Source organism: Xaviernesmea oryzae (assembly GCF_900109605.1).
GTDB lineage: Bacteria > Pseudomonadota > Alphaproteobacteria > Rhizobiales > Rhizobiaceae > Xaviernesmea > Xaviernesmea oryzae.
In genome coordinates this window covers 136,588-149,334 of sequence record NZ_FOAM01000012.1, presented here as the reverse complement: position 1 = coordinate 149,334, position 12,747 = coordinate 136,588, and the positions used below count along the sequence as shown (strand labels likewise).

Annotated in this window: 10 protein-coding genes; 1 reads left to right on the top strand and 9 read right to left on the bottom strand. The window is 66.5% G+C overall.

Annotation, left to right across the window (positions count from 1 at the left end):
• Positions 1–2: 2 nt before the first annotated feature.
• The gene (locus BMX61_RS15995) at positions 3–1,313 is read left to right on the top strand and encodes a methyl-accepting chemotaxis protein (RefSeq protein ID WP_075626102.1); all 1,311 of its coding nucleotides are present in this window, start codon (positions 3–5) and stop codon (positions 1,311–1,313) included.
• Here the strand turns inward: BMX61_RS15995 and BMX61_RS15990 are convergent.
• The 9 genes from BMX61_RS15990 to BMX61_RS15950 form a co-directional block, all read right to left on the bottom strand.
• Entirely contained in the window at positions 1,244–2,137 is an 894-nt protein-coding gene (locus BMX61_RS15990) for a ParA family protein (RefSeq protein WP_075626103.1), read from the bottom strand. The genes BMX61_RS15995 and BMX61_RS15990 overlap by 70 nt on opposite strands.
• 503 nt (positions 2,138–2,640) lie before the next feature.
• The gene (locus BMX61_RS15985) at positions 2,641–2,877 is read right to left on the bottom strand and encodes a hypothetical protein (RefSeq protein ID WP_075626104.1); all 237 of its coding nucleotides are present in this window, start codon (positions 2,875–2,877) and stop codon (positions 2,641–2,643) included.
• On the bottom strand, positions 2,877–5,840 hold the full coding sequence (locus BMX61_RS15980; RefSeq protein ID WP_075626105.1) for a chemotaxis protein CheA: 2,964 nt from the start codon (positions 5,838–5,840) through the stop codon (positions 2,877–2,879). The genes BMX61_RS15985 and BMX61_RS15980 overlap by 1 nt, the downstream gene beginning before the upstream one ends.
• Positions 5,837–6,208 carry a response regulator gene (locus tag BMX61_RS15975; RefSeq protein ID WP_075626106.1) on the bottom strand — a complete coding sequence of 124 codons (372 nt, stop codon included), beginning with the start codon at positions 6,206–6,208 and terminating at the stop codon, positions 5,837–5,839. Before BMX61_RS15975 ends, BMX61_RS15980 begins: the two co-directional genes overlap by 4 nt.
• Positions 6,205–7,074, bottom strand: a complete 870-nt coding sequence (locus tag BMX61_RS15970) for a CheR family methyltransferase (protein ID WP_075626107.1) — start codon at positions 7,072–7,074, stop codon at positions 6,205–6,207. The genes BMX61_RS15975 and BMX61_RS15970 overlap by 4 nt, the downstream gene beginning before the upstream one ends.
• Positions 7,071–7,697, bottom strand: a complete 627-nt coding sequence (locus BMX61_RS15965) for a HEAT repeat domain-containing protein (RefSeq protein WP_075626108.1) — start codon at positions 7,695–7,697, stop codon at positions 7,071–7,073. Before BMX61_RS15965 ends, BMX61_RS15970 begins: the two co-directional genes overlap by 4 nt.
• 111 nt (positions 7,698–7,808) lie before the next feature.
• On the bottom strand, positions 7,809–8,984 hold the full coding sequence (cheB, locus tag BMX61_RS15960) for a chemotaxis-specific protein-glutamate methyltransferase CheB (protein ID WP_075626109.1): 1,176 nt from the start codon (positions 8,982–8,984) through the stop codon (positions 7,809–7,811).
• An 11-nt stretch (positions 8,985–8,995) separates the two neighbouring features.
• On the bottom strand, positions 8,996–10,534 hold the full coding sequence (locus BMX61_RS15955; RefSeq protein WP_075626110.1) for a chemotaxis protein CheW: 1,539 nt from the start codon (positions 10,532–10,534) through the stop codon (positions 8,996–8,998).
• 14 nt (positions 10,535–10,548) lie between these two features.
• Positions 10,549–12,477, bottom strand: coding sequence for a methyl-accepting chemotaxis protein (locus BMX61_RS15950; RefSeq protein ID WP_075626111.1), 1,929 nt, complete (start codon positions 12,475–12,477; stop codon positions 10,549–10,551).
• Positions 12,478–12,747: the final 270 nt, after the last annotated feature.

Here is a 12,747-nt window from a genome sequence, read left to right as displayed (position 1 = left end):
CAATGCGTCTTTCTTTCTCCCAACGGGGGCCGATCATAGCGGCCGCCGCCGGCGCAGCCGTGGCCTGTCTCGGCTGGCTCGGCCTGCCAAACCCTTTCGGCACGCCGATCGCCGGCCTCGGCTGCGCGCTTCTCGGCTGGGCCGTGGCAAGGGCGCAGCGGCCGCGCGACCTGGCAAGCAACGGGCATCCGGCAAGGGACCGGGGCGCTCGCGCACCGGCTCTTTCAGTGGTCCAGCCCGCGCCTGCCGGCCCTCCCGCAAACGTCACGCCGTTTCCGACCTCGGCGATCTCGTCCGTGACCGCGGCGTCAGTGGCTGTTGCCGATGCGCCGCAGCGGGCCATCGCCAGGGCCGAGCTCGAAAGCTTCCCCGTCTATGTCGATCTGTTGAACCGGCAGCTGGGCTCGGTCATCCAGGTCAGCGAGGGTGCCGCGCAGACGCTGCTGACACAGCTGATGGATGTCGACGGGCGCATCACCAACCTGCTGCAGTTCATCCAGACGGCCGGTAATGACGGCGGCGCGGAAGCGAGCATTCGCGAGATCGAGCAGAGGCTGAGCCAGTCGCGCCAGATGCTGACCAATCTGGTGGAGCAGCAGCGCGCGGCGGCGGAAGATGCCCTGTCCCATCGCCAGCGCTTCGCCGAGGAGACCGGCTCCGTGCTGGAGGTGCTCGATCGGGTGCACCGCGTGGCCAAGCAGACCACCATGCTTTCGCTCAATGTCTCGATCGAGGCGGCAAGGGTCGGCGATCTCGGCAAGGGCTTTGCCGTCATCGGCCATGAGATCCGCAATCTCGCCGCCGAGGTGCAGCAGCTTGCCCATGACGTGCATGCCAAGGTCTCGTCACTGATGGACTCGGTCGCAAGCGAGATCCTGCATCAGGCCGAGCGGCGCGAGCAATCCGAACACGAGGCGATGGACGACATCTCCGAGGCGATCGGCGCGCTATCCGGCAATCTCGGCACGCTTTTGTCGCATCAGCGCCAGGTCTTAAGCCGTGTGGAGGCGGAAAACGAGAAGATCGGCGCGCCGATCATGGCGATGATGGGCAGCATCCAGTTCCAGGACATTGTCCGCCAGCAGATCGAGCAGCTGATCAGCATGTCGAGCGAGGTGGACACGCATATGCGCCTTGTCGGCGATTCGCTGGAAGACGGCGCCTGTGCGGCGGAGTTCGAGACGCTCGCCCAGAGGCTGGAAGCGATGTCAGGCGCCTATGTGATGGAAAACCAGCGCCAGGATCATCGAACCGCGATGGGCCAGGCCGATGCCGGCGGCGCGGCGGCGGTTCCGAAGATCGAGCTGTTCTGATCCGCAGCCATCCCGCGGCCGCTGCCTGCGGCCGACGGGGAAAGGTGCCAGCTCTCGGCCAGATGGCGCACCAGCGCTTCGTAATCGCGCGCGCCATGGCCGGCGGGCGCATGGTCGAAGATCGGCCGGCGATGGAAGAAGGCGTCGGCCAAGCGGATATCGGTGCGGATCAGCCCGGCAATGCGCTCGGCTCCGAACTCGCCGGTCAGCGCCTCGATCATCCGCCGATGCAGGAGAAAATGCGGATTGGCCATGACCGGCAGCAGCGCCACATGCTTCAGCCCCGGATTCTGGCCGAGCCGGATGGAGAAGAAGACGCGGGCGAATTGGCGCACGCCTTCCACCGCCAGCGGATGCGGCACGAAGGGAATGACCACAGCCTGTGCGGCCGATAGCGCGGTGACCATCAGCGGATCGAGCGCGGGCGCCGTGTCGATCACCACCACGCGGTAGCGCGCCGCCACCTCGGGCACGGCCAGCGCCTCGGCAAGCAGGCCCGGCGCGGCATCGCCAGGGGGATGCGGGCTGAACGTATCGGCCGGCACCACATCCGGCCAGCCGCGCTCGGGCGGCGTCCGGCGAATGGCGGCGGCGAGCGCCTGCGGTCCCTCGGTGAAAATCCGGTGCACGGTCGGCTCGCCTTTGGCGGCGCTGACATCGAAGGCAAGGCCCGCATGGCCCTGGCTGTCCATGTCCACCAGAAGCGTCGAAAGGCCGGCCCGCGCAAAGCCGGCGGCAAGATTGGCTGACGTCGTGGTCTTGCCCGTGCCCCCCTTGCGGTTGGCCACGGCCACCACGAAGGGGCCTGTCCCGGTCTTTGTCATTGCGCTGCGTCCCCGCCGTTCACGGCCCATGCCGTCCGATTCGTGTTTTCGCCCATGTGCAGATGCTTGACAACTGGCCGGCATCGATGAGCGGTGAGGCCCCATCCTCCCTCGCCTTCCCGCGCGATCCCGGCCTGCACCCTGCGGCGTTCGATCGTGACAAGCCGCCTGACGAAAATTGATTCCACAGGATAGAAAGCTCACGATTTATGGGTTTGGCAGCCCCTCATCCGCCTGCCGGCACCTTCTCACCGCTGGGGAGAAGAGGCGAAGACGATCGCTTAGCGCCCCTATCCAGCACTGAAAAATATAGCCGGTTTTGCGGCGCTAGAGATGGCGTAGACGGCGGCCCGACATCTTCTCCCCAGCGGAAGAAGATGTTGGCAGCCGGATGAGGGGGCTGCCACGCTTCAAATCTTTTGTGTCGTGCACTGGGAAAATCGTCCGCAGGACGCGGCACCATTCATGTGCCGGCGCGCGCGGCGACGCTGCCTATCTCCCGGTCACGCCTTGACAAGCTGTCCGAGCGCGGAGGCCGAGATGGGGTCGTCGGGCATTTTGGTGATGCGGTTGGCCGAGGCGGCGATGGCTTGCAGCGCGGCGGTGTGGAGGTGGGTGACCTCGCCGAGCTGCAGTTCGCCCTTCGGATTGGTCGTCAGCCATTCGAACAGCCGCTCAGCCTCTTCGACCGTGCACACGCCCGAGAGGATCGCCTTGGTCTTGGTGAAGCGCATGGCCATCAGATCAGTTCCTTCAGATTGAGCACGAGAAGCACGCTGCCATCGCCCAAGAGCGCGCTGCCGCTGAAGCCGACGAGATGGGCAAGCGGCCCGTCGAGCGGCTTCAGGATCACATCGATGGTCTGGGCGAAGCCATCGACGATGATCCCCACCGTCTGGCCGGCGATGCGCGCCACCAGCACGGCATATTCGCCATCTTCATTGGGCACCGGCTCATGGGCGAGGCCGAGAAGCGTGTTGGCGCCATAGAGCGGCACGATCCGCCCGCGCAGAACGGCGGTGCGCTGGCCCTTGAAGACGTGGATATCCTCGCCGGCCACGCGCACGGTCTCGACCACGGCTTCCATCGGCACGCCATATTGCTGGCCGGCGATCATCACCATCATCACATTCGAGACGCTCATCGACAGCGGCAGCGAAAGCATGATGCGCGTGCCACGGCCCACCTCGCTGGTCAGCGTCACCTGGCCCCCGACCTTTTCCAGGCTGGACTTGACGACGTCCATGCCGACGCCGCGGCCCGACAGGTTGGAGATCTGCTCGGCGGTGGAGAAGCCGGCGGCGAAGACCAGCTGCACGGCCTCGGCATCCGTCAGGCTTTCCAGCCGCTGCTCGTCGATCACGCCCTTCTCGAAGGCTTTGCGGCGGATCACGGCGGGGTCGATGCCCTTGCCGTCATCCTCCACCTCGATCAGCACGCGGTCGCCCTCCTGGCTGGCGCGCACGAACAGGCGGCCTTCCTCCGGCTTGCCGGCAGCGCGCCGGGCCTCGGGCGTTTCCAGCCCATGGTCCAGGCTGTTGCGGAGAATATGGATCATCGGATCGGCCAGCGATTCGACGATGTTCTTGTCGGCCTCGGTATCCTCACCCTCGACCACCAGCTTGACCACCTTGCCGAGCTGGCGGGCGACATCGCGCACCAGGCGCGGGAAGCGCTGGAACACCGCGCCGACGGGCAGCATGCGCACCTGCATGATGCCGTCCTGCATTTCCTCGGCAATGCGGTTGATAATCGAATATTGCGCCTTGATCTCGCGGCCGAGCTCGCGCGAGCCGAAATGATCCTCGGCGCGGGCGGCGAGATAGGGCAGCGCATTCTTGGCCACCACCATTTCGCCGATCAGGTCCATCAGCCGGTCGACCTTCTCCTGCGGAACTTTCAGAACGCGCACGCCCTTCTCGCCGTCATTGCGCCGGCCGGGCTCGCCTTCCAGGCCGCCGGGGCCTTCCGGCTGCGGGCCGGGCGCGGCACGCGCACTGCTCGCGACTGAGCCCTGGGACCGTGCGGCAGGTTCGATCGCGCCCGGGCGCGCATCAGGCTTAGCCGGCGAAGCATTGCCACGCGCCGTGGCCGGCTCCGCCTGCGTCGACAGCGCAAGGGCCGGGCTCGCGGCAAGCGCGGGCGCGGCCGATGCAGGAACGGGTGCGGGCGCGGAGACGGCAGCGGCCAGCGCTTCGGCCCGCACCGGTGGCGCGGGCGCGGCGGTTTCGAGCGCGGCAAGCGAGGGCGCGAGCGGCGGCGGCGTCAGGCTTTCATGCGCGTCCCGCTCGGCCAGGAGCCGTTCGGTCACGAAGGCGGCCAGAACTTCCGGCTGCTGGGCAAGCACGGCGGCATCGAGCGCCGCCTGCAGCGGCTGGTCGAGATCCGGGCGGCCGCCGGCGCTGATCAGGCCTGCCAGCGCCTGATAGGCAGCATGGATGCGGCCCTTGACCTGCTGGGGTCGGGCGCGCGTGGTCAGGAGCCGGTGCTGGGCAAGGGCGATTTCACGCCACATCACCGCATCGTCGCCCCTGAGCACGGTGAGCGGCAAGGGGGTAGCACCCGGCGTGGGCGGAAAGGGCGCAGCAGCAACAGCAACAGCCGCATCCGGAGCGGCGGCCATGCCCGGCGCCGGCGCATCAGACAGGACGGCCGCGCCGTCCTCAGCGGGCCAGGCCGGCACCACGCCGGTGGACACGGCAGCGACAAGCGCCTGAAGATCGGCAGACGTCACGCGCGGATCCGGCGCCAGACGGGCGATCCAGCGCAGGGCTGCGGCCGGCTGGCTCTTGGCGGCGGTCATGTCCAGCGCGGCCTCGGCAGCGGCGGCAAGGCCCGCACGGTCGCCGGACGACAGGCAGGCAGCGGCGGCCTCCGCGAAGGCAGGGGCGACCATCGGCCCGCCGGCAGACGACGGCTCGCCATCGATCACCGCCAGCGCCGCCAGGGCCGGCCGGTAGATCGCTACCTGCTCGCGCACATAGCGCAGATGCTGCTCCACCTCCCCCGGCTCGGCCGTGCTCAGCGCGTCGAAGACGAGGTTACAGCGGTAGATGTCGAGCATGGAGGGCTCGGGCCAGGGCTCGGCCAGCTCCACCTTGAAGCCGACAAGCCCCGGCAGGTTGCGCATCAAGAGCAGCGGATCGTCACCCTTGAAGAAGCAGTCCGTTTCCGGCCGGTAATGCACGGCGCAGAGCGAGGCCGCCTTGGCGGCTTGCGCGCGCACATCCTCGCCAAGGGCGGCGAGCCAGGCGCCGGACGCCGGCGGATCGGTGGTCGCCTCCGGCTCCTCGCCAAAGCCGAGCGCGCTGTCGTCGCGCGCCGGCAGGCGGCGGCGCAGATCGGCGGCGATCTCGGCGGACTGGCCGGCATAGGCGGCGGGAATGCTGCCCGTGGCCTCCACCTCCTCCAGCATCCGGCCAACGAAATCCATCGCCGCCAGCAGGGCGTCGGTCAGTTCCGGATCCATGTCGAGCGTGCGATCGCGCACCCGGTCGAGCAGGTCTTCGGCGGCATGGACGACGCTGGTGAGGCTCGGCATGTCGAACAGACCGGAATTGCCCTTGAGCGTGTGAACCAGGCGGAAGATCTCGCCGACCACCGCGCCGTCGTCCGGCCCCTCCTCCAGCAAGAGCAGCTGCTGGCCGATCTCCTCCAGGAAATCGCGGGCCTCCACGAGAAATTGCTGCAGCAGAGAATTCACGGCGTGCCTCCCGTCAGAAGCGCGGCGGCACGCGCCAGCGCGCCGGGCTTGGTGGGTTTTGTCAGGTAAAAATTAGCGCCGGCGGCAAAGGCCGCCTCATGGTCGCGCTCCTCGGCCTCGGTGGAGACCATGATGGCCGGCGCCTGGTGCACTTCGCCGCGGGCGCGCAGCTCGCGCAGGAAGGTCAGGCCATCCATCTTCGGCATGTTGACGTCGACGATGAACAGGTCGTAGCGGACCGACAGCGCCTTTTCGAGCGCTTCCACGCCGTTGATGCATTCGTCGACGGCAAAGCCGGCCTCGTTGAGGATCTGGCGATGGTACATGCGCACCGTCGTCGCATCGTCGATGATCAGGACCTGTTTCATGCCGTTTCCCCGAAAAGCGGTTTTTGATAGACGATCGTGCTGCCGAACTTGCGCACCTTGAACAGGCCGGAGATGCGGCTCATCGATTCCGAGTGGCCCAGGCAGATGAAGGCGCCCGGGCTCATGGCCTGGAAGAAGGCCTGCGCGGCCGCGCGGCGCGACATGTCGTCGAAATAGATCAAGAGGTTGCGGCAGAAGACCACGTCGATCCGGCTGAAGCGCCAGAGATCCTCGGGCTTGTTGAGATTGGCGCGCACGAAATCGACCGAATGGCGCAGATCCTCGCTGATCTGCCAGTTGCCATTGCGCAGCCGCTGGAAATAGCGCGACAGGCGCGCCGGGGTCACGCCCTGCACAGAGCGCGGCGAATAGATGCCGTTGCGCGCGCTGTCCAGAACCGCCGTGTCGATATCGGAGGCCAGCAGCTCGACATCGTAGCGGTCGATCTTCGGCCAGCATTCCATCAGGTGAATGGCGATGGAATAGGCCTCCTCTCCGGTGGAGCAGGGCATGCACCAGATGCGGATCGGATCGCCCGGCTGCTTATAGGCCAGCACCTCGTCCAGCACATGCTGGGTCAGGCAATCGAACTGATAGGCCTCGCGGAAGAAATAGGTCTCGTTGACCGTCATCATATTGGTCAGAATCTGCGTTTCCGTGCCCGAGGGGTGGAGGCGCAGCATGCGGAAATAGCTGGCGAAATCGCCAGACTGCGTGGCGTTGATCCGGTCGATCAGCCGCTTGTCGACGAAATAGCGCTTGTTCGCCTCGAACAGGATGCCGGTGCGCCGGTAGAAATATTCGGCGAAGCGGGCAAAGTCCTGCTCGGTGATCACGGGTGTAGTCAGGGTGGTGCTGGCTGTCATCGGCCGCTCCCGATCCGCTTGCGCGCAATATCCGCCGAAAAGGCGACGAAGGGCTCGTCGGGAAAGCGCCGCACGACATTTTCCAGCGCCGGCAGTGCTGCCGGCGTGCCCACCTCGTTCAACAGGTCCAGCGCGGTGATCACCACATTGGCGTTCTGGTCCATGGTGATCACGGCGATCAGCCAGTCTTCCACGCGCGGATGGCGCAGGGCTTCCAACACGTTGACGACGAAGATGCGCACGTCGGGGTCCTCGTCGTCGAGCAGCGCCTCCATGCGCGGCGCGACGTCGAGCGGCAGCTCCTTCAAGATGTCGATGGCGATGTTGCGCACGGCCGCCTCATCGGATCGCAGCAGCGGCAGCAGGCCTTCCACCACGTCGGCGCCGCCGCGCCGGGCAAGCGCCACCGCCATGGCATCGCGCACCACGCTCTCCCGCTCCGCGGCAAGCGCCGTGCACAGCGCCGCCACGGCCTGGCCATCGCCGGCTTCGGCCACATGGCGCGTCGCCTCCAGGCGGAGTGCGGCCTCGGTGCTGGCGAGCGCCGCGACATGGTCTTCGAGGCTGCGCTCGGCGTCCGGCACCTGCGGCGCGGAAGCGGTCTCGGATCTGCGGATCAGCATGCGGTCGTTCCCTGTTGTCAGTCGGTTTCTTGCCAGAGGGCCTGATTGGAGCCGGCCCCGGCCATGTCGGCGGATGGCGCGCCCGAGGGGGTCACTGCGATTAGGGCGCCATCAAGCGGGCCTGCGCAGCCATTGGCGGATATGGCCGGCGATCTTGCCCGAGGGCAGAACGATCGAGGCGCCATCGCGGCGGATCAGCTCGGCCGGCATGCCGAAGACGACGGCGGTCTCCTCGCTTTCGGCAATCGTGCGCCCGCCGCCGAGCTTGAGCGCGGCCATGGCATCGGCCCCATCATGACCCATTCCGGTCAGCTGCACGGCCACGAGATCCCGCGGGGGCACAACCTCGAGCGCGGAGGAGACCAGAAGCTCCACCGAGGGATGCCAGGTGAAGCGCGGCGATTCCGGCTGGATGATCGAGACGAGCCGGCCGCCACGCCGGCCGATGGTCAGATCCGCACCGCCGCGCGCGATGGTGACCGTGCCCGGCCTCAGCTCCTCCATGCTCGTCGCTTCCTTGACCTTCAGCGGGCAGAGATTGTCGAGCCGCTGGGCAAAGGACGCGGTGAAGGCGGCCGGCATGTGCTGGGCTACCACCACCGGCCAGGGCAGATCGGCCGGCAGTCCAGGCAGGATCTCTTCCAGGGCGCGCGGCCCGCCGGTGGAAACGCCGATCAGCACCAGGCCGAAGGGGCCGCTTGCCGTGGCATAGCTGCGAGGGGCGACACGGATCGGCGCCGCCGTGACCGGACCGGCGGGGCGACGGACTGGCGGAGCGGATGGACGGGCGACGGCGGGCGCGGCGGCCGGCTTCGCGCTTGGACGGGCGGCGGGCGTTCGACTGGGCGGATTGGTAGCCGGCGCCGCGTTCTGGCGCGGCGCCTGGCCCTTGATGCGGGCGCGGGCGGCGATCTTCACCTTGTCGACGATCGTATCGGCGATCGAATTGATCGACAGCGAGATCGTTCCGCCGGGCTTGGGGATGTAATCGACGGCCCCCATGGCCAGCGCTTCCAGCGTGGCCAAGGCCCCCTTCTCGGTCAGGGATGACACCATGACGGTTGGCGTCGGCTGTTCCGTCATGATGTGCGACAGGGCGGTCAGCCCGTCCATCTCCGGCATATTGATGTCGAGCGTGACCACGTCAGGGCGAAAGAGCGGCAGCTCGATCAGCGCTTCCCGCCCGGTGCGGGCGATCTGCACCTCGAATCCCTCGTCCTTGAAGAGGGAAACAAGGTGCTTGCGCATCAGTGCGGAGTCATCGACGACAAGAATTTTCAGGGGCATGGTGTTCGGCCTTACGCGTCGAGATCTGCCAGTTCGGTGTCGGAGAGCAGCGCGTCCGGGTCCATCAGCATGATCACCCGCTTCTGGTTTTCCAGATTGGCCACCCGACCGAGGATGCGATGCTGGTCGGAGGACAATTTGGGGGAGCGCTCGATGGCGTTGCGCGGGATCTTCAAGACCTCGGTCACGGAATCGACGATGAAGCCCGTGCGCTTGCCGTTCAGCGCATAGACCATGATGCGCTGGCGGTCGTTGCGCTCGATCGGCTCCAGGTTCAGCCGGCGGCGCTGATCGATGACGGGCAGAACGGCCCCGCGCAAGTTGATGACGCCCTCGACGAAATCGGGCGCCTTGGGCACATGCGTCAGCGATTCCGGCACCCGCACGATTTCGTGCACCGTGGCGATCGGCACGCCGAACTCTTCGCTGCCCAGCAGGAAGACCACCACCTGCTCCTCGTCTTCGATGACCTCGTGATCCTCGAACTCGCCATTGTCGGACATGCTCTCTTCCTCATAGCTGACGGATGCGAGCGCCTGTTTCAGATCGACGCTGGCAAACATGCGCGCGGTATCGAGAACCGAAACCAGGCGCTTGCCGCCCTCGAGCCGGCAAACGGCCGAGATCTCGTCCAGCCCGCCCTGGCTTGCCAGAATGGCCGGCAGCACCTCCACCTGTTCGCGGGGAACCCGCAGCACCTCGTCGACGGAATCGGCGACGACGCCGACCGCCTTGCCCTCGCCAAGGGCGAGAACCACGATGCGCTGGCTGTCCTGACGGCCCGTTTCCGGGAGAGCCAGCATGGCGCGCAGCGAGACGAGCGGCAGCAGCCGCTCGCGCAGCGTCATCAGCCCGAGCACGTGATGCGGCGCATTGGGAAGGGCCGCGACCTTGTCGGGCATCTGAACGATTTCCTGCACGGCCGCGATGTCGGCGGCATATTCCTGCCCCTCGACCCGGAAGGAGACGAGCTGGATTTCGTCGGCATTGTCCTCGTCGTCCTCGCTGTACATGACGGCGGCGGTTTCGCCCTCCACCGGCAGGTTGCCTGTCTTGGCGACGGCGGTATTGGCGAATTCGCGGGCGATGATTTCCGCGAAATCGAGGATCATGATGATCTCGTTCTGCGCGGTCTTGACGACGCCGGTCAGAAGCTTGGCATCGACGCTGGCGCCGATCGACGTCGCCGGCTCGATATGCGCCTCGTCGACGGCGATGACGCTGGCGACACGGTCCACCACGAAGCCGAGCGGCGTGCCCAGATTGATCACGAGGGCGCGGGTCGCCTCCGTGTCGTCGACGTCGGGCAGGCGGAAGATCCGCCTGAGATTGACGATCGGCAGAATGCGGCCGCGCAGGTTTGCGAGGCCGAGCAGCGAGGGCGGTGCGAGCGGCACCTGCGCCAGGCCGGGAACGCGGATGATCTCCTGCACCGGCGCCATGGGCGCGGCGAAGATCTCGCCGGCCACGGAGAAGGTAACGAACTGATTGTCGTTCGTCTCGAGATCGGGCGCGTCCTCGGTGTCGGCGACGGCTTCGTCGAAGGACATGGGCTTTCCTTTCCTCAGGCAGCCGACTGCAGTTCGTCGGCGAGCGAGGCGATTTCCTCGACGGCGGTGACGAGCTCATCGGCGCCCTGGGATTGCTGGCGTGCGGCGGTCGCGGCTTCGTCGGCCGCACGTTCCGCCTGCTGGGCAGCGGTGGAAATCTGGTCGATGCCCGCCTTGGCCTGGGCGATGCCGGCAGCGATCTCGTTGGCGGTCGCCAGAATGTCGGCCGCACCGGTTTCCACCGCGCCGATATCGGTCTCGATGGCGACCAGATTGTTGGTGGTCACCTTGGCCTTCTCGACCTCGCCGATTGCGGCTTCGACGATTTCGTCGAGATCGCGGCTGACGGTCTGGATCTGGTCCTGAACGGCCTTCACCAGATCCTTGATGCGGTCGGCATTTTCGGCCGAGTCGCGGGCGAGATTGCGGATGTCGGTGGCAACGACCGCAAAACCCTTGCCGAATTCGCCGGCACGCGCCGCTTCGATCGAGCCGTTGACGGCCAGCATGTTGGTCTGGATCGAGACATTGGCGATGGCTTCGACGATCTTGTCGATGCGCCGGGAAACGACCGCCAGATCCTTCACCTGGTTGATCGATACGCGCGTGGCGCTGGCCGACGTCAGGATGCCTTCGATCAGCTGATCGACCGAGGTCTTGTTGACGCCGAGCAGCGTCTTCATCGTACCGAGCTTTTCGACACTCTGGGAGGCGCGGCCCTGGGCGATTTCCAGGCCGCGCTCGATCTGGGTCATGGCGGCGGCGGACTGTTCCGTGGCGGCGGCCGAGGCCTGTGCACCGCGGCGGATTTCTTCCAGCGCCGTCAGGATCTGGCTGGCCGAACGGTTGATTTCCTGAATGGCCGAGGACAGTTCTTCCGAAGAGGCGGCGACCTCTTCCGAGCTCTTAGCGATATCGGTGGAGTTCTTCAGCTCTTCCGACAGCTCGGTCAGGCTCTGTGCGGTCTGTTCGCACTCCGCAAGTGCCGTTGCCTGTTCCTGCACCGATTTCGCCGATTCCTCGGCGGCGGCGGACTGTTCTTCAGCGGCGGCTGCGATTTCTTCCGAGCCCTTGAGCGCCTGCAGTGCGGCCGAATTGGACTGAACGGCGCCCGTGGCGATTTCGGCGACGCCCGAGACGATGTCGATCGCGTCAAGGCGCACGCGCTCGAGCTGGGCGGTGATTTCCTTGCCCTTCTCGACTTCGCCATTGATGGTTTCCGCCGAGGTGTTGATGCCCTCGGTGATCGCCTTGACGTCGACCTGGATCTGGCCGACGAGATCGGCGATCTGCTTGGCGGATTTTTCCGACGTTTCGGCGAGCGTGCGCACTTCGTCGGCGACGACGGCAAAGCCCTTGCCGTGCTTGCCGGCGCGGGCGGCCTCGATGGCGGCATTCAGCGCCAGCAGGTTGGTCTGGTCGGCGATGCGGCCGACGGCCTTGACGATATCGCCGATATTGGCGGCCTGCTTTTCCAGCTCGGCAATGAGCTGGACCGAGGCGGCCTGGCGCTCGGCGGCGACGCCGACATTGGTGATCAGGCTCGCGACATCCGTGCTGGTGCGCTGCACCAGGGTCTGGGTCGCTTCCATCTTGGTACGGCTGATTTCGGCGGCCCGCAGCTGGCGCGTGATCGCATCGCCCATCTGGCGGCATGCGACGAGCGATTCCTGTGCGGCGCTGGCGGCTTCGGCAGCGCCCGAGGCGATCTGATCCGAGGCGCGCTTCAGTTCTTCCGAGGCGGCGGCCGCCTCGTTGACGCCGGCCGAAATCTCGGCGGTGGCAGTAGCGATGCGCTCGGCCGCCTGCTGCTGCTTGGCCAGCGTGCGCGCCCGCTTGCGCTGCTGGTCGGCATCGCGCGAGACGGCGCCGGCTGCCCGTGCCTGGACAACCCCCGTCATCGCGTCATTGATCTGCTTCTGATATTTCTTGACGATTGCCATATGCAAACTCTCCGTCTGAAACCCCCTTGGAGGCGCGGCCCGGAGGATTTCGTTTAAAGCTTGCGTAAAGTTTGATTTTTAGAATTTTGGCATGCATGCAGATGGAAAGCTGCGCTCAAACAATAATCGTGCGCAGCTGCAATAGCGCAACGCGTGGTTTGGGCTGGCTGCCTGCCTCCATCGGCGATAGCCGAGGCTGCGCGGGACCGACCTGCCTCGGCCAATCCAACCCGTCCTGTCTTGCTTGGAATGGGCAAGGCCCATCGCGAC